General features: G+C 51.0%; 18 protein-coding genes, 1 tRNA gene and 1 other annotated feature. Of the genes, 5 read left to right on the top strand and 14 right to left on the bottom strand.

Features of this window, described 5'->3' with window-relative positions:
* Together yidD and G544_RS0102355 are read right to left on the bottom strand one after the other, a co-directional pair.
* The gene (gene yidD / locus G544_RS21540) at window positions 1-357 is read right to left on the bottom strand and encodes a membrane protein insertion efficiency factor YidD (RefSeq protein ID WP_071783239.1); all 357 of its coding nucleotides are present in this window, start codon (window positions 355-357) and stop codon (window positions 1-3) included.
* 212 nt (window positions 358-569) lie between these two features.
* Entirely contained in the window at window positions 570-1,715 is a 1,146-nt protein-coding gene (locus G544_RS0102355; protein WP_027273095.1) for an HD domain-containing protein, read from the bottom strand.
* A gap of 219 nt (window positions 1,716-1,934) precedes the next feature.
* Here G544_RS0102355 and G544_RS19775 point away from each other — a divergent pair, with 219 nt between their 5' ends.
* Together G544_RS19775 and G544_RS19770 are read left to right on the top strand one after the other, a co-directional pair.
* Window positions 1,935-3,014 carry an AI-2E family transporter gene (locus G544_RS19775; RefSeq protein WP_051155535.1) on the top strand — a complete coding sequence of 360 codons (1,080 nt, stop codon included), beginning with the start codon at window positions 1,935-1,937 and terminating at the stop codon, window positions 3,012-3,014.
* Window positions 3,015-3,069: 55 nt separating this feature from the next.
* Window positions 3,070-3,537 (top strand): hypothetical protein, encoded by a 468-nt coding sequence (locus G544_RS19770; protein ID WP_051155534.1) that lies wholly within the window; start codon window positions 3,070-3,072, stop codon window positions 3,535-3,537.
* A 47-nt stretch (window positions 3,538-3,584) separates the two neighbouring features.
* Here the strand turns inward: G544_RS19770 and G544_RS0102340 are convergent, their stop codons facing one another.
* On the bottom strand, window positions 3,585-3,974 hold the full coding sequence (locus tag G544_RS0102340) for a DUF1090 domain-containing protein (RefSeq protein ID WP_027273094.1): 390 nt from the start codon (window positions 3,972-3,974) through the stop codon (window positions 3,585-3,587).
* Window positions 3,975-4,720: 746 nt separating this feature from the next.
* Between G544_RS0102340 and G544_RS0102335 the strand changes: the two genes are divergently transcribed.
* The 3 genes from G544_RS0102335 to G544_RS0102325 all read left to right on the top strand — a co-directional run bounded on the left by G544_RS0102335 (window position 4,721) and on the right by G544_RS0102325 (window position 6,640).
* On the top strand, window positions 4,721-5,581 hold the full coding sequence (locus tag G544_RS0102335) for a hypothetical protein (protein ID WP_027273093.1): 861 nt from the start codon (window positions 4,721-4,723) through the stop codon (window positions 5,579-5,581).
* Window positions 5,582-5,759: 178 nt separating this feature from the next.
* Window positions 5,760-5,835 (top strand) — tRNA-Thr (locus tag G544_RS0102330).
* 133 nt (window positions 5,836-5,968) lie between these two features.
* The gene (locus tag G544_RS0102325) at window positions 5,969-6,640 is read left to right on the top strand and encodes an MmcQ/YjbR family DNA-binding protein (RefSeq protein WP_027273092.1); all 672 of its coding nucleotides are present in this window, start codon (window positions 5,969-5,971) and stop codon (window positions 6,638-6,640) included.
* A 33-nt stretch (window positions 6,641-6,673) separates the two neighbouring features.
* On the opposite strand, the gene btuD is transcribed toward G544_RS0102325, so the two are convergent.
* The 11 genes from btuD to G544_RS0102270 all read right to left on the bottom strand — a co-directional run bounded on the left by btuD (window position 6,674) and on the right by G544_RS0102270 (window position 17,365).
* Complete coding sequence (gene btuD, locus G544_RS0102320; protein WP_027273465.1) at window positions 6,674-7,432, bottom strand: vitamin B12 ABC transporter ATP-binding protein BtuD; 759 nt, start codon at window positions 7,430-7,432, stop codon at window positions 6,674-6,676.
* Complete coding sequence (gene btuC / locus G544_RS0102315) at window positions 7,416-8,420, bottom strand: vitamin B12 ABC transporter permease BtuC (RefSeq protein WP_036023064.1); 1,005 nt, start codon at window positions 8,418-8,420, stop codon at window positions 7,416-7,418. Before btuC ends, btuD begins: the two co-directional genes overlap by 17 nt.
* A 92-nt stretch (window positions 8,421-8,512) precedes the next feature.
* A complete protein-coding gene (gene ihfA, locus G544_RS21535) occupies window positions 8,513-8,809 on the bottom strand; it encodes an integration host factor subunit alpha (protein ID WP_071783237.1) in 297 nt (98 codons plus the stop codon).
* 4 nt (window positions 8,810-8,813) lie between these two features.
* On the bottom strand, window positions 8,814-11,201 hold the full coding sequence (pheT, locus tag G544_RS0102305) for a phenylalanine--tRNA ligase subunit beta (protein ID WP_027273090.1): 2,388 nt from the start codon (window positions 11,199-11,201) through the stop codon (window positions 8,814-8,816).
* Between the two features lie 16 nt (window positions 11,202-11,217).
* On the bottom strand, window positions 11,218-12,201 hold the full coding sequence (pheS, locus tag G544_RS0102300) for a phenylalanine--tRNA ligase subunit alpha (RefSeq protein ID WP_027273089.1): 984 nt from the start codon (window positions 12,199-12,201) through the stop codon (window positions 11,218-11,220).
* Between the two features lie 93 nt (window positions 12,202-12,294).
* Window positions 12,295-12,418 (bottom strand) — a sequence feature (Phe leader region).
* Window positions 12,369-12,413: a pheST operon leader peptide PheM gene (gene pheM / locus G544_RS22075; RefSeq protein ID WP_134389264.1), complete on the bottom strand. Its 45-nt coding sequence runs from the start codon at window positions 12,411-12,413 to the stop codon at window positions 12,369-12,371. (Overlaps the previous feature by 45 nt.)
* 131 nt (window positions 12,419-12,549) lie before the next feature.
* A complete protein-coding gene (rplT, locus tag G544_RS0102295; protein ID WP_027273088.1) occupies window positions 12,550-12,906 on the bottom strand; it encodes a 50S ribosomal protein L20 in 357 nt (118 codons plus the stop codon).
* A 38-nt stretch (window positions 12,907-12,944) separates the two neighbouring features.
* Window positions 12,945-13,142 (bottom strand): 50S ribosomal protein L35, encoded by a 198-nt coding sequence (gene rpmI / locus G544_RS21530; protein WP_034861980.1) that lies wholly within the window; start codon window positions 13,140-13,142, stop codon window positions 12,945-12,947.
* A gap of 94 nt (window positions 13,143-13,236) precedes the next feature.
* Window positions 13,237-13,779, bottom strand: a complete 543-nt coding sequence (gene infC, locus G544_RS19765; protein ID WP_071783235.1) for a translation initiation factor IF-3 — start codon at window positions 13,777-13,779, stop codon at window positions 13,237-13,239.
* 3 nt (window positions 13,780-13,782) lie between these two features.
* Window positions 13,783-15,711, bottom strand: a complete 1,929-nt coding sequence (gene thrS / locus G544_RS0102280; RefSeq protein ID WP_027273086.1) for a threonine--tRNA ligase — start codon at window positions 15,709-15,711, stop codon at window positions 13,783-13,785.
* 781 nt (window positions 15,712-16,492) lie between these two features.
* Window positions 16,493-17,365, bottom strand: a complete 873-nt coding sequence (locus G544_RS0102270) for a fructosamine kinase family protein (protein ID WP_027273084.1) — start codon at window positions 17,363-17,365, stop codon at window positions 16,493-16,495.
* Window positions 17,366-17,404 lie beyond the last annotated feature (39 nt).

Below are 17,404 nucleotides of genomic sequence, written 5' to 3'. Positions count from 1 at the left end.
TCAACCGCGACGCAGAAAAAGCAAAACGTCAAAAGAGCAGCACTCAATAACCTGACAACAGTCAACCTGACAACAGTCCCAGTTGGAGTCTGGGCGTCCCTTCTTCTTTCCGGACTTTTTCTTTTGCATCTCAAGCTGATTCTGACGCATCGCCAGATAGGCATGACGACAGCGGGAAAACTGGCGGGGAAGAAACCTTAGCGCGATCATGGCTCCCTTGCGCTGAGTCATTTTCAGAGCAAATCCAGAACAGGACGCTTTTCCTGTGTGATACCGATAGGCACAGCAAAAACCTTTGCGGGGAGAAATGGCGCGTTGATAAAATTTTATTGTTCTTATTAATAAGAAAGAGAACATTTGATGTCCCCCACTCTATCAACTTTCATATATGAACGCTTTTTCATTGAGAATATCCCTATCATCCAGAAAATCGAAAAACTATGGTAAACATCTTATCATATCAATAAATATCAAACTGCTAGCGGCGATTTTTTACTTTTTATTGCATTTATTGAATACGATAAAGACGTTTCCATCCGGGTAACGCCCTTATCGGTCATTTCTAACTGCTAAGCTGGCATAACCACACCGTGCATCAACGCCCTGATGGCCTCTTCCCCCTGCGTAGCGTAGGCATAGTGAACGCGCATAGCGCTGTACGTCGAATAGAGGCGATTTCGTAGCGCATTAAAGGCCGCGGCGTCGTTCGGCGCTATTTGGTAATCCTGCTTCGCGATCTTTTCTATGACCGGCAGTGTCTGCTTAACCGCCGGTACTGACAGCACAAAGTCGTGATCCCCTAGGTGGCAGATATATCCCTCTTGGCGAGCGATATTCGCCAGCGTCACGCCGTCGCCCTTTCTCACCACCAGCCCGTAGGAAACGGGGTCTGTACCCGCAATAATCGCGGCGGCGTCCAGCCATGCGGCAATTTGCGCCTCGTCGTTTTCCGCCGTTGGCGCCTGATGGGCGCACGCCGTCGCAACGACCAGCTCGGCAGGCATTTTTCGATATATCAGCTCTGCGACGGATAAAATATGGTGCTCCCCGGTCCCGGCCAGCGCCTGCTCCTGGCGGCTGGAGCGGTCTTCCTGCCACTGAAAAACGTATGGCTTATGGAGATCGTGTAAAAGCTGTGCGGACAGCGCAATGTCCCGCTCTACCTGATAGTTATAGACGTCAACGTACGTATCAACGATGCCATTAGTTATAAACACGTTGGCCGCAACGTGCGTCGCCAGCCCGCCCGGATAGGCGTGGTGGCTTTGATAACCGCTCCCCGGCGCGCTGAAAAACGCCTCACCGTCCTTGCGCTTTGTGGGCATTGGGGGAAGAAAGCTTTTCTCGTCAGCCTTTGTGTATCCTTTGGCGCTAAGCGTCTGCCAAACCTCCCGGCGGCTATCGGCATCCAGCCGTATGACGGACAATGGCTGCGGTTGGCTATAGATAGTTGCAATCGTTCGGCGCAAATCACCGTTCTTTACCGTGCCGATCTGCTGTTCCAGATAGCTTCGCGCGTGCTGAACCAGAGAAGATCCGGTCGCCATCTCTTCTGGCGAAAGCGCCTTACAGGCGTTAAGTGAAATAGGGTTAATCGCCTGAGTTATGCGGCGAGACGTCCCCTGGGCCCATGCAGGAGCCTGAGAAAACAGCATTGCCGCCGTCGCTACGGTCGCGCTTTTAATAAATAGCCGCCGATTATAGTCGCTTTTCATCGCTCATTCCTTATTGATTAAGTTTGTTTTTTTAAAGGCAAAGAGAGATTAACTGCGGTTTATAACGGTAGCGTGAAAGCTCGGTGACGGTTTTATGACGAATAAAAAGCGGGACGCTCAAACCGGTTTTCGATTAAAATGCACACCCATTTATTTAGTGAACAGCACAATCAAGCAACGAGTTAAGGCAAAAGCGGCCGTTAACGTGGAGATTTCCCTATGTCTAAATCGATAATCACGTCAGATGGCCTAAAGATCGTTATTATGCTGGCCATGCTGGTTATCATTTTAGCCGGCGTTAAGGTTGCGGCCGCTATCGTTGTCCCGCTCATTCTGTCGCTGTTTATCGCCGTCGTGCTTAATCCGGTCGTCCGCGGCCTGGAAAAGTTGCGCATTCCGCGCGTGCTTGCGGTTTTTTTGCTGTTGACCATTCTCGTTGTTACGGTTTTTCTGCTGACGTCCTATCTTGGGGCCGCGCTCAATGAGCTGGCGAGAACGCTTCCGCTGTATCGCGACTCGCTCTTTGCACCGCTGCAGAAGCTTGCGCTTTGGTTACAGGACGCAGGAATTGCCGTGTCGGCAGAGGACCTCACCAAGTACTTCGATCCCGGTGCGGCGATGTCTGTGCTGACCAAAACGGTGGCTCAGCTATCCAATGCGATGACGTCGGTCGTTTTATTACTGCTCACCGTCGTTTTCATGCTGCTGGAGGTACCACAGCTTCCCGGCAAGCTGCGGCAGGTGATGTCGCGCCCTGCGGAAGGCATGAACGCCATTGCCCAAGCCGTTAACGACGTGACGCACTATCTGGCGTTAAAAACCGCCATTAGCCTGCTTACCGGCCTGGTCGTATGGGGCATGCTGGTTTTGCTTGAGGTTCACTTTGCGTTTATCTGGGGCCTGCTGGCCTTCTTGCTTAACTTTATTCCCACTATCGGTTCTATACTGGCCGCCATTCCTCCCGTCCTGCAAACGCTGGTATTTATCGGCCCTTATGAAGCGCTGCTCGTCACGGGCGGTTATCTCGCCGTAAATCTGGTATTGGGGAATATCCTTGAGCCAAGGGTGATGGGCCGGGGTTTAGGGCTTTCAACGCTGGTCGTATTCCTCTCTCTCATCTTTTGGGGCTGGCTGTTGGGGCCGGTCGGCATGCTGCTTTCGGTACCCTTAACTATCGTCTTGAAGATAACGTTGGAACAAACCAACGGTGGGCATAATATTGCCGTACTCTTAAGCGACTTGCCTGACAGCGCTCAAAATGAAGGTTCTGATTTCGGCATTAATCAAAAGAAACGTTAACATTAGAATATATAAATAACACACATTAGGCGCTATACGCGTTCACGGACGTAGCATGAGTAACATTGCGGTAGGAAAACTCCTCATTAACGATGAAGAGACGATAGTAAAAATGCCGGACAGCGAAATTCGCATGCCGATAGGCGCCAAGCGGCTTTCTCATTTCCAGCTTCAGCATGAGCCTGCGCTGGCCGCTGAGCTGGAACTTGGCATTGAAATCGTTGAAGACGTTATTATGCCGGAAAGAAAAAAGCTGGCCGGTGAGATAGCGTTAACGACCGACAGCGCGGTTATCAGGCGCATCCCTACCCTGACCGCGATAAATTCCACACGGGAAAACTACGTCAGCGTTGAACAGGTTGAGGACGTTTTTAACCAGCTTGCGGATATCGTTAACGGCAGCCCGGCATTGAGAAAAGCAATTCCCTATGACGCTGAATTTACCGCTACTCTGTTGATTGTCAGAGAGCTGCTCCACCATTGGAACGTTGACCATATCCGCCTGACAGAAAAAGATAAATAAAAAAGCCCCGCACTAATGCGAGGCCGAGATGAGCATTGCGTATTCGCTTAGCGAAGCAGCTCTGCTTGTGCTTCTTTCAGCTCTTCAAGCGCTTCGTCCAGCTTTTTTTGCTTTTTAGCGACCTTATCGCTTCGACCATCGGCCTGGGCTTCCTGCAGCTCCTGTTTACGCTCGGCTACCTTCGCCTTTTTCTCGGCGATATCCTGCTCGCGCTGCGCTTTCAACGTGGCATCGTTACAGCCGTCTTTAATTTCCTGCAGGGCCTTTTCCAACCCAGCGACCCGATGAGCATTATTATACTTTTTAGCCTGTTCAATCTGCTGTTCAACCTCATGCTGCTTGGCGGCGCATCCGGTCAGCCCCTCAGCCGCCAGCGCGGAGGTGGAAACAGAAAAAGCGAATGCACAGGCGACCAGCGCCATAACTTTGAAATTCATAATTCTCCCTTATTTATATCAATATCATCAGACTTCGATATGGAGTCTAACGCAAAGATCTTAACTAAAACTTAAAGCAAAATACACACATTAAGCGTTGCACCTTCACGGGAAAAACAGAGAGTAATAATCAACAAATAAAATCATTAACGTGTTTCACTATTTTCCATTCAGCTCATATATTGATAACAAAACGTCGTAAACAATAGCGAAATAACGCCGACGATAAGCGTAAGGTCAATTAATGAAGAAATCGATTCACAGCGATTTAGAACGGCGTTCAGACATATAGTCATAACGTACCGCTGAACAATACGGTCAAAACGACCGCGTTATTTACCTGTAAAGTAAAGAGTACGAGTGCAAACCCGCCTTTACTTAAAGCATTTTTTAAGCTTTAAACTTTATTTTATGAAGGCTTGATGAATCCGTTTATGTGATTAAAATCACACTTAGAGATTAGATACCGATAACCCACTTACATAAAAGGAGGAATCATCATGGCAAAGCTCATTAAGTCAACGTTCGCACGTATTTCCGATACCGTTGTGGAGCTGTCAACGCCTCACTTCTTTTAAGCTTTTTTCATAGGTAAAAGCGAATATAGACAATCTTAAGGGACGGGAAGCTATTCCTATCCCTTAATGCTTTTTGGAATAGCTCAAATACGTCCCTTTGTTTATTCTGAATATTGTGTAGACTTAGCCAATAAAAGAAGGCATCTGCATCAATTGGAAAGGACAACCGTGACGGACTCAAACGCTCAAACTAAACGTTTTCATAAACCTATTCTTTTTATTCTCGCGGCCGTTATTGTTGGGGGGATCGCATTTTATATTGCAACGCCCTCCTCTCCGCCCAGCTGTTCTAAACCATCACTAAATGAAACGCTGTCCAAGATGTATTTGCGGGCCAATATAGAAGACGCTATCTCAAACCCCGGCAGAGCGCTTTCGTCTGATAATAGGCCTATATTTTATAAGTTAAAAAATCAGGCAGAGGTCTCGTACGATAGCACCACAAGAACGCGCTATTGCACGGCAACGGCGATGTTTATCTTAAGGGACGAGAGCCAAAAGAGAGAAACCGTCGACTACGATATCGGATATATCATCAGCCCGAAAGGCGACGACTTTCAGATCCAGATGAAAGATAAGGACTATATTACTCACGCATATGGTAAAAAGAGTGAAAAATCGGCCTCTCCCATTGATGAACAAAAAATTAAAGATGCATTGATGGCCAGCGTCAAAAAACTGGACGGCGCGTCGCGCGCGATGCCTAAAAAGATAAAAACCATGTCGGAAAGCGTTGAATGGACAGCCCTGAACGGTGAATGCATAAAACAAGCCGACGGCTATACTTGCCCGCTCATCGTTGGCTTTTACGATAACTTATTGAACGCACTGGGAAGGAACTCCAGCCTTAAGCTGTATATCGATCTTCCCCTGATACAAAAAGACGGCGTCTGGAAAACGACCGACGCGTTTAACGATATTTTTCTAAAATCGATAGTCAGAGCCCGTATGATAAATATGTATGGTGAAGAGGCCGTAAAAAAGGCGGAGCAGCAGGAACAATCGCCGACAGCTAACGGAGAAAAATAGCGCCGTTATTACGCTGACGGATGCGGTATGCCGTTAAAAAGCATTCCGCTCTGTCAGCCCTCTTCCTCGTAATGATGCTTAAATAACCAAGAGATAATTCCGAGCCTTAGAATCGCTTGACGCTCTGTCAGAATTTCACTATGTTATGCACCTGTCGCAAGACACCGCAGATCCCTAAGCCGGTATAGCTCAGTTGGTAGAGCAGCGCATTCGTAATGCGAAGGTCGTAGGTTCGACTCCTATTACCGGCACCATTTACTTTCTCTTCAATCTCTCTAAATCAATTCAATGCATATCCAAATTCGTTTAGAGAACTAATCCGCTTTGTTTTTTACCGCCGTTGAAGCATACTTCATAATTACCTACGCTCGATAAAAGGTTAGCGCCATGACGGATATCGACGCGCTGTTTAAAAGGCGTAAGCTCAACGCAGCACGGTTGCCGCCCTTCGGATTCGTCAAGAATAAGAACGGCTATACCTATTCCACCCATCTGATTGACGGTCAGTTTGACATGACGGTTACCGTCACAAAAGAGGGGCTCGTATCGACGGAGCTGGTAGATACCTCGACGGGTGAAAGCTACGTTCTTCATCGTATTTCCAGCGCTACCGGAGCCTTCGTCGGTCGAGTTCGGGAGGAACATGACCAAGTCCTCGTGGCGATAGCCAATGCCTGTTTTGAGCCCGACGTATTTAAAAGCGAAGGCGCAAAACGGATTATCAAGTATATCCGTGAAAAATATCAGGATGAGTTAGAGTTTCTGTGGCCCCGTTTTCCTGACAACGCAATATTCAGGCGGCAGGACAGCGCAAAGTGGTATGCAGCCCTGCTGACGGTACAGAAAGGAAAGCTAGGGCTAAGCGGGGACGACCCCATTGAAATTATCGATTTACGCATGAAGCCGGAAGACGTCAACGGGCGCGTAGATAACAATCGCTACTTTCCCGGGTTTCATATGAACAAAAAGCACTGGGTCACTATTTGCCTTGATGATTCCGTCCCTCTGGAAGAGATCTTTTGCCGAATTGACGAAAGCTATGCGCTGGCAGTGAAGTAATATTCTTCGCGTTTAACGCCCGTGTAGATCTTCTTAAAGTAGCGGTTGCGTCTTTAACCACTTCTGTTTACCCGCTTCCAGCAGTTCAAACCCAATGCCAAATACTGACGACAGGCGCTCAGGCATCATAACCTCGGAAGGTGCGCCTTCCGCGATGAGGCGGCCTTCGTTTAACAACCAGACGTCATCAGCATGGCTTAGGGCGTGGTTTAGATGATGAACGCTGACGATGGCCGTTCCTCCGCTCTGGCAAAACTGGCGTAGAAGCCTGTCCAGTGCATCCTGCTGAGCAACGTCGAGGCTGCTCATTGGCTCATCCAAAAGCAAAAGTCGACCATCGGGATTCAGGCCGGGCCAAACCTGTAAAAAAACGGCCGCCAGGCGCACGCGCTGCCACTCACCGCCGGAAAGGCGGGTCAGCAGCCTGTCGAGTTTATCGCTGAGCTCCAGACGCTCGGCAAGCCATGCCGTAACGCTTTCTATATGCTCGGCCTCAGCGCCTTCCGGTAGATGCAGCTCAAGATACTGGAAGACCCGCATCATCGCCCTGCTGTCCTGCTGCTGCGCTAAATAGGCCCGCCTGCGCGCCAGTTCGCGGGCCGAAAGCTTAGCGACGTTTTCGCCGCAGAGCAGGACATCGCCGCGATGGGGCAATAACCCCGCAGCGGCGGCCAACAGGGTGCTTTTCCCTGCGCCGTTAGGGCCAATGATATGCACCAGCCTTCCGGGCGCAGCCGTTACGTTAACACCAGTAAGCCTGCGGTCAATTGAGAGATTAGTCAGCGTTAGCATGGCGTATCAACATCCAGATAAACAGCGGCGCGCCGATGGTTGAAGTAATCACGCCAATGGGCAGTTCCGCTGACGGTAAGGCGATGCGGGAAATTAAATCCGCCGCCAGCAGCAGTGCGGCGCCGGAAACCGCACAGCCCGGCAGCAGGAATCGATGATCGGTAATCCCAATCAGGCGAAGCATATGGGGAATAATCAGCCCGATAAAGCCAATGATGCCCGACAGCGCGACGCTTACGCCCACTGTCCAGGCGATCGCCAGCACAAAGCCGTTGCGCCAAAGCGCCAGCGGCGCGCCCAGCTGACGGGCCTGCGTTTCCCCTAATGAGAGCAGGTTAAGTCGGCTTCCCTGTGCCGCCAGAATCAACAGAATGGGCAACAGCGCCAATAACAGCCAACGCTGCTGCCAGCCGACGCCGCTAAAGCTGCCCATCAACCAATACAGCAGCTGGCGCAGGTCCATGCTGGTACTAAAATAGACTGCCCAGGTCATTACCGCACTACAGGCTATGCCCAACGCGAAGCCTATCAACAGTAATCTTGAGCCGGAAAGAAAGCGTTTTCGCGCAAGCAGCAACAGGACCAGCGTTAGCGCTAGCGCGCCGACGATCGCATTAATGCTTAGCAGCCAGACGGGCAGCAGGCTGCCGCCGATAAGGATCGTCAGCACCAGGGCCACGCCGGCGCCGTTAGCAACGCCCAAAAGCCCAGGCTCAGAAAGCGGATTGTCAAACAGGGACTGCATGACCGCGCCGGACATAGCAAGCCCGGCGCCGACCATCATCACCGCCAGCGTTCGCGGCAGCCGCAGTTGCCAAACGAACAGATCCGCCTGCGGGTCATTAAACCAGCGGCTTGGCGGCAACCAAACGTCCCCTACCGACAGGCTGACGATCGCAACAATAGACAGCAGCAACAGCAGCAGCAGGAACGTCTTCTTGTCCTGATAGCGCTGCCGCTGTCGTAGCGTGGAAAAGTGCGAATTCATCGTCCCTATCGATTCCAAATTTAGTTAACGAGAAGAGCAACTATATTAAAGAAAAAGGCCGCATAAAAGCGGCCTTTTTGGCTTGGTTATCTTTATTCTTTTGGTGTCGCGTTCTCAACCCGGCTCTTTAATTTCTGTCCCGGACGGAAAGTTACAACCCGGCGTGCGGTGATTGGAATATCCTCGCCCGTTTTGGGATTACGCCCAGGGCGTTGACTCTTATCACGCAGATCAAAATTACCGAACCCGGAAAGTTTGACTTGTTCACCATTTTCCAAAGCCCTTCGAACCTCTTCAAAGAAAAGTTCGACGAGATCTTTGGCATCGCGTTTGCTCAGATTAAGCTTTTCGCATAAGTGTTCAGACATTTCTGCTTTAGTAAGCGCCATAGGTTCAATCTCTCAAGGATGCTTGGAATCGCTGTTTTAATGCCTCTACGCATTGATTAACGGTAGCGGCGATTTCCTCTTCTTCTAGAGTACGTGCGGTATCTTGCAGCGTCAGGCTGATTGCGAGGCTCTTGTAGCCCTCTGCAACTCCCTTGCCGCGATATACGTCAAATAAGTTTACGCCAACCACCTGATTTACGCCAACTTTTTTACACAAATCTAATACATTGGCAGCAGGTACGTTTTCAGCGACAACAATGGCGATATCACGACGGTTCGCCGGGAAGCGTGAAACCTCGCGAGCCTGCGGCACACGGCGGTTTGCAAGCCGATCCCACAACACTTCAAACACCACGGTACGACCGTTCAAAGAGAGCTTTTTTTCCAGTTCAGGATGCACAACGCCGATGTATCCAATGTGTTTGCCATCGAGATAAATCGCTGCGCTTTGTCCTGGATGCAATGCCGGATTGCTTTCCGCTCTGAACTCAATCTCGGACAGTTTACCGGTAAGCGCCAGTACAGCCTCAAGATCGCCTTTTAAATCATAGAAGTCAACCGCGTCCCGCGCAAGGTTCCAGTGTTCATCGTAGCGAGAACCCGTAATAACGCCGGCCAGCATCGGCTCCTGACGAACGCCAAATTCCGCTGACTCATCAGGCACAAAGCGTAAACCGCTCTCAAACAGGCGAACGCGGCTCTGTTGACGGTTCTGGTTGTAAACCACGGCCCCCAGCAACCCACTCCAGAGAGAGAGACGCATAGCGGACATTTCAACCGAAATCGGGCTTGGTAGAATGAGGGCATCCTGTTCCGGGTGCAGCAAACGCTGAATCTTAGGGTCGACAAAGCTATAGGTAATGGCTTCCTGATAGCCGCGATCGACCAGCATTTCTTTCACGCGCCGTAAAGAAAGCTCCGCTTCACAGTGTTCCGCCATCACCAGATCGGCACGTAGCGGCACGTTAGGGATACTGTTATAGCCATAAACGCGAGCGACCTCTTCGATCAGGTCTTCTTCGATGGCCATATCAAAACGCCAGCTCGGCGCGACCGCAGTCCAGCTGTCGCCTTGATGAACGACGTGGCAGCCCAGGCGAGTCAGAATATCCGTCACCTGCTCATCATCAACGTGATGTCCAATCAGTGAATCGAGCTTGTGGCGACGCAGGACGATAGTCGCAGGCTTAGGCAGCTTGTCTTGAGCTACGGCGCTGATAACCGGCCCCGGCTGACCGCCGCAGATCTCTACCAGCAGCTTGGTTGCTCGCTCCATTGCGCGCTCTTGCATAGCCGAATCAACGCCGCGCTCATAGCGGTGAGACGCGTCCGTATGCAGGCCGAAACGGCGAGCGCGGCCCGCTATTGATAGCGGGTTAAAGAAGGCGCTTTCCAGCAGGACGTCCTGCGTTTCTTCATTTACGCCTGAGTGTTCACCACCGAAAATACCGCCCATCGCCAGCGGCTTCTGATGGTCGGCAATAACGAGAATGTCATCGCTCAGCGTTACCTTGTTGCCGTCCAGCAGCACAAGCTCTTCGCCCGGCGTTGCCATGCGCACGTTGATTCCGCCCTCAATGCGGCTAAGGTCGAATGCGTGCATCGGCTGCCCGAGCTCCAGCAGCACGTAGTTAGTTACGTCAACGACCGGGTCGATGGAGCGAATTCCGCAGCGGCGAAGCTTTTCTTTCATCCACAGCGGCGTAGCGGCCTTAACGTTGATGCCCTTCACTACGCGACCAAGATAACGCGGACAGGCGTCCGTCGCCTCTATGTGAATCGGAAGCGTATCGGATACCGTCGCCGCAACGGCAGACGTATCGGGTTCATTTAGCGGCAGGCGGTTGATTACCGCCACGTCGCGAGCGACGCCAATAATCCCCAGGCAGTCGGCGCGGTTTGGCGTAACGCTGATTTCAATCGTCGCGTCGTCAAGCTTCAGGTATTCACGAACGTCCTGCCCCAGCGGCGCGTCTTCCGGCAGCTCGATAATGCCGCTGTGATCGTCGCTGATGCCAAGTTCGGAAAATGAACAAAGCATGCCTTCGGAAGGCTCTCCGCGCAGCTTGGCCGCCTTGATTTTAAAATCGCCGGGCAGTACCGCGCCCACGGTGGCGCAGGCGACGGTCAGGCCTTTACGGCAGTTTGGAGCGCCGCATACGATGTCCAACAGCTCACCGCGGCCCACATCCACTTTCGTTACGCGCAGCTTGTCGGCATTAGGATGCTGAGCGCATTCAACCACCCGGCCCACGACGACGCCGGTGAACTCGCCGGCAACCGGCTCGATGCCGTCGACTTCCAGGCCGGCCATAGTAATTTGTTCTGACAGTTCTTCACGACTGAGCGCGGGGTTGACCCATTCACGCAACCAGGACTCACTGAATTTCATGTTTTGGCTCCCGCTATTATTGGAATTGTTTTAAGAAACGAAGATCGTTTTCAAAAAAGGCGCGCAAATCTGTGACGCCGTAACGAAGCATGGTCAAACGTTCCATACCCATGCCAAAGGCAAAGCCGGAATAAATTTCCGGATCGATGCCTACGCCGCGCAGCACGTTCGGATGCACCATGCCGCAGCCCAGCACTTCCAGCCACTTGCCGTTTTTACCCATCACGTCCACTTCGGCGGAAGGCTCAGTGAACGGGAAGTAGGAAGGACGGAAGCGAACCTGAAGGTCTTCCTCAAAGAAGTTCTTCAGGAAGTCATGCAGCGTGCCTTTCAAATTGGTAAAGCTAATATCTTTATCAACGATCAGCCCTTCCATCTGATGGAACATCGGGGTATGGGTCTGGTCATAGTCGTTACGGTAAACGCGGCCCGGCGCAATAATGCGGATCGGCGGCTGCTTTTCATTCATTGTGCGGATCTGTACGCCTGAGGTTTGCGTACGCAGCAGGCGCTTGGCGTCAAACCAGAAGGTATCGTGATCGGCGCGCGCCGGATGATGGCCGGGAATATTCAGGGCATCGAAATTATGATAGTCATCTTCCACCTCCGGCCCGTTGGCGACGGAGAACCCTAGCTCGCCAAAGAAGTCGGTAATGCGGTCAATGGTGCGGGTAACAGGATGCAGCCCGCCGTTTTCCATACGGCGTCCCGGTAGAGATACGTCGATAGTCTCTTCGGACAGGCGTGCATTCAGCGCAGCGGCTTCAAGCGTCTCTTTACGGGCGTTCAACGCTTCCTGAACATCCTGCTTGGCCTGGTTGATAACCTGACCAGCCGCCGGGCGTTCCTCGGCGGGAACGTCGCGCAGCGACATCATTTGCAGCGTCAGGTGCCCTTTTTTGCCTAAATACTCCACGCGCACCAAATCCAACGCGGCAACGTCATTGGCTTGCGCTATAGCGGCCTTGGCATTGGCTACCAGTTCAGCGAGATGTGGCATTCTATTCCTCTTCTTCCTGCTCTGAAGTTCTGATAATAGGGTCATAAAACCCGGCGATATACTTAAATGAATTGATCTTTTTTAACTACGCATAACAAAAAAGCCTCCAGACGGAGGCTTTCGGCGCTAGTTTTCGTTTCTTCTCTTACGCGCAAAGCCTCCTGATGTCAGGCGCTAAAGTAAAAGAAGAAACGGAAAATAGCAGGATTCATACTTGCGTTACCTTATAATTTTTTGACGCTTAAACGTTGGTGGAAAACTGTACAATACTATGAATCAATATGGATTTCACGTATTTAAATGAAATAAAAAGTAAAAGAGGGAGCTACGCCCCCTCTTTCATCCGGCTTACGCCAGAACTGATTTTGCTTTTTCAACCAAAGCAGCGAAAGCCACTTTATCGAATACGGCGATATCAGCCAGGATCTTACGGTCGATTTCAACAGAAGCCTTTTTCAGGCCATTGATGAAACGGCTGTAAGACAAGCCATTTTGACGAGCAGCGGCGTTGATACGTGCAATCCACAGCTGACGGAACTGACGCTTGCGCTGACGACGGTCGCGGTAAGCGTACTGACCTGCTTTGATTACTGCCTGGAAGGCAACACGGTAAACGCGCGAACGGGCACCGTAGTAACCTTTCGCCTGCTTCATGATTTTCTTGTGACGTGCACGTGCAATTACACCACGTTTTACGCGAGCCATATGCTCTCTCCTATCGTCTTAAATTCTGAATTAAAAAGTTATGCGTATGGCAGACACGCCACGACCAAACCCAGATCTCCTTTAGAGACCATGCCTTTTGGACGCAGATGACGTTTACGCTTGGTAGCTTTCTTAGTCAGAATGTGACGTAGGTTGGCATGCTTACGCTTAAAACCGCCAGAAGCAGTCTTTTTAAAGCGCTTAGCTGCGCCACGCACTGTTTTGATCTTTGGCATTTTTTATATCCACTTCGCATTGTTAATAAAACGAACCAGTTGGGCGAATAAAATCCGGGCGTTCGGAACGCCCGGACGTTATTACTTGCAAGCCTTACTGTTTCTTCTTCGGGGCGAGCACCATGATCATCTGGCGTCCTTCAATCCTACTTGGATAGGATTCAACAACGGCCAGTTCTGCAAGATCGTCACGAACGCGGTTAAGCACTTCCATGCCGATCTGCTGGTGAGCCATTTCACGACCGCGGAAGCGGAGCGTAATCTTGGCTTTATCACCCTCTTCCAGAAAGCGAACCAGGCTGCGGAGTTTTACCTGATAGTCGCCATCATCGGTACCAGGTCGGAATTTGATTTCCTTGACCTGAACAACTTTTTGTTTCTTCTTCTGCTCTTTCGTAGCCTTGCTCTTTTCATAGAGGAACTTGCCGTAGTCCATAATCCGGCAAACGGGCGGCTCAGCATTCGGGCTGATCTCAACCAGATCGACACCCGCTTCCTCTGCTTTTTGCAGCGCTTCATTCAGACTAACAATCCCTATCTGCTCGCCGTCTATACCTGTCAGTCGAACTTCACGGGCGCGAATCTCTGTGTTTATGCGATTAGGACGCGCTGTTTGAACTCTTTTTCCGCCTTTAATACTTTATTCCTCCAGTTGGTTAAGACTACGACTGCGAATTTCTTGTTGCAGTTTTTCAATAACGTAATCAACGTCAAGGCTACCCAAATCCTTGCCGCGGCGGGTGCGAACGGCAACTTTGCCGGCCTCCACCTCTTTATCGCCGCAAACTAACATGTAAGGGACGCGCCTTAGAGTGTGCTCGCGGATTTTAAAGCCTATTTTCTCATTTCTCAAGTCCGCTTTCGCACGAATACCCGCTGCCTGCAATTTTTTTGCTAAATCGCTGACATAATCGGCCTGATCGTCGGTGATATTCATCACCACGACCTGCTGCGGAGCCAGCCAGGTTGGGAAGAAACCGGCGCACTCTTCGGTCAGTATACCGATAAAGCGCTCCAGCGAGCCAAGAATCGCACGGTGAATCATCACCGGTACGTGACGCTCGTTGTCTTCGCCAACGAAAGAGGCGCTCAGGCGGCCCGGCAGCGAGAAGTCTAACTGCACGGTACCACACTGCCAAGCGCGATCGAGGCTATCGTGCAGCGTAAATTCAATTTTCGGACCGTAAAACGCTCCTTCGCCCGGCTGATATTCAAACTCAAGGCCGTTCGCCGTCAGCGCTTCTGCCAGATCGTGCTCCGCACGGTCCCACATTTCGTCGGAACCAATGCGCTTTTCAGGGCGAGTAGACAGCTTCACGCTAATATTGTCAAAGCCGAAGGTGCTGTAAAGATCGTACACCATCTTAATGCAGCTGGTGACTTCCTGACGCACCTGCTCTTCCGTACAGAAGATATGGGCATCGTCCTGCGTAAAGCCGCGAACGCGCATCAGGCCGTGCAGCGCGCCCGAAGGCTCGTTGCGGTGACAGCTGCCAAATTCCGCCATTCTCAGCGGCAGGTCGCGATAGGATTTTAGCCCCTGATTAAAAATTTGCACGTGACCAGGGCAGTTCATCGGCTTAATGCAGTATTCGCGATTTTCTGACGACGTGGTGAACATGGCTTCTTTATAGTTTTCCCAGTGCCCGGTTTTTTCCCACAGCACGCGGTCCATCATAAAAGGCCCTTTCACTTCCTGATAGTCATATTCTTTAAGCTTCATACGCACGAAGGCTTCAAGCTCGCGGAAGATAGTCCATCCGTCGTTGTGCCAGAATACCATACCCGGTGCTTCTTCCTGCATATGGTAAAGGTCAAGCTGTTTACCGATTTTGCGGTGATCGCGCTTGGCGGCCTCTTCCAGACGCTGTAAATAGGCACTTAGCTGCTTTTTGTCAGCCCAAGCGGTGCCGTAAATGCGCTGCAGCATCTTGTTGTTGCTGTCGCCGCGCCAGTAGGCGCCGGAAACTTTCTGCAGCTTGAAATTATGGCAAAAGCGCATATTCGGCACGTGCGGCCCACGGCACATGTCGACATATTCTTCATGGTGGTAAAGCGCAGGAAACGCATCGCGGCTAATGTTTTCATCCAGAATGCGCTGCTTATAGATTTCCCCGCGGGCGGCGAAAGTGTCGTATGCCTCCTGCCAGCTCACCTTTTTCTTGATAACGTCGTAGTCTTTCTTGACCAGTTCCATCATGCGCTGCTCAAGCAGATCCAGATCTTCCTGATTTAGCGTTCTGTCGATATCAACGTCGTAATAAAAGCCGTTATCGATAGTCGGGCCAATCGCCATCTTGGTATCCGGCCACAGCTGCTTGATTGCATGGCCCAGCAGGTGCGCGCATGAATGGCGGATAATTTCCAGACCGTCATCATCTTTCGCCGTGATGATTTCAAGCCTAGCGTCGCTCTCAATCAAATCGCAGGCGTCGACTCGTTCACCGTTGATACGACCGGCGATGCAGGCCTTGGCTAAGCCTGGGCCGATATCGCGCGCAACATCCATTACGGATACGGCATGGTCGTACTGACGTTGACTTCCGTCAGGAAGAGTAATTACTGGCATGATAGTTCCTTATTACAGTGGTGACCCACACGACAGATCACGTGTAAACGATATGTTCAATTAAAATACAAGAGGCCGCGATGCCATCTGATCAACATTATCAAATTGGCGCACGGCCTGATATCCGAATGAAAAAAAGCGCTAATCGAACCTTAGCGCATCTTCCGATCGGCTATGTTAAACCAAAAGCAATGACTTTGCATTAAGTTCAGGGCGTTAATATGGCGGCTGCGGCTGCAACGAGGGCTGGATGAGGTAGATCAATATAAGAATAACTAAACCAGATGAAGCCATATGGAGAGCGCATTTTCGCTCTCCATAGAAATTAGCCGCTTTATATAACCATGCTTGTAATTATTGCAGCCCCAGATAGAGATGTACCCACGATACCCGCAGCCATAACCACAAAACCCAGGCCTAAAGTAGGTACTCCCGCGATCGCCCCTAGCACAATTGTCGGTATAGAAACGGCCAGTCCAATTCCCCCCGCAACGGCAAGTAGCCCAAAACCACCGTCCACAGCTTCCATTTCGGTTAGCGTTAATTCTCTCATTGAAGATCTCCCATAATTATTTAAACAATCAAATAGTTACTTAATTAAGCGGGAGCCAAGCTACACGAATGGATAATAAATAACATTAGTCATTTATTTAATATTTAAACCAATACTAAGAAATACAAGCGCTCATTTATTTATTTCTTACTCTGCGTCAGACAAAAAAGAAAACGAAAACGGCGCAGCAGAAGGCCGCGCCGTCCAACACAGACAACGGTGGCTCAATTAGAATCTCTCGTCGCCAAACAGCGCTTCAACGGCACGCTCAGCCTCGTCAACGTTCTCCTTACCAAACAGGTTGGCGCGGTTAAGCAGGTAGTAAAGTTGATACAGCGGCTGCCTGTCGACAAAGTCGGTCGGCAGCGGCCAAACGCTCTGATAGCCGTCATAGATTTGGGGAGGAAGTTCAGGGTAGAGAGGCAGCATGGCAAGATCGCATTCTCTATCCCCCCAGTAGCAGGCTGGATCGAAAATAACCGAACCGGCAGCGCTCACGCCACAGTTGGCCGGCCAGAGATCGCCATGCAGCAGTGAAGGCTGAGGATGATGCCCTTTCAGGCGCTGGCTAACGATAGCGATAATCTTGTCTATATCGCCGAAGTTATACCCTTTCTCATTCGCCAGTTGAAGCTGCCAGCCAATGCGCTGTTCGGCAAAGAACGCGTTCCAGTGGCGCTGCCAGCGGTTAGGCTGAGGGGTGGTCGCCAAATCGCTGTCAAAATCAAAGCCGAACTGGGGCTGTTCGCTCCACTGGTGCAGCCTGGCCAGCTGCTGGCCCAGGCAGTATGCATAGTGGGCATCCAGCGGCTTAAGCGGCAGGTATTCCAAAAGAAGAAAGCTATAGTCCCTGTCGTAACCCACGCCGTAAACTTTCGGTACGCGGACCGTTCCGCTCTTCGCCAAGGCCGCCAGCTGGTCTGATTCGGCGGTGAAAATAGGCAAAATATCGCGCGTATCGTACTTAACAAAAACCTCAGTTACGCCGTTACTGACCCTGCGTGCGTGGTGGATATCCCCTCCCGGCAACTCCTCCTTTTCGATAATTGTATAAGTCTCGCCCAGATACTCACTCAATAAACGACCGACGGATTGCCACATGACATCACCTCAAGGTTATTATCAAGACGGTTTCAGGTT

It is taken from the genome of Leminorella grimontii ATCC 33999 = DSM 5078, assembly GCF_000439085.1.
Lineage (GTDB): Bacteria > Pseudomonadota > Gammaproteobacteria > Enterobacterales > Enterobacteriaceae > Leminorella > Leminorella grimontii.
Note: the sequence above shows the minus strand (reverse complement) of the source record. Positions and strands in the feature narration are given on the sequence as shown.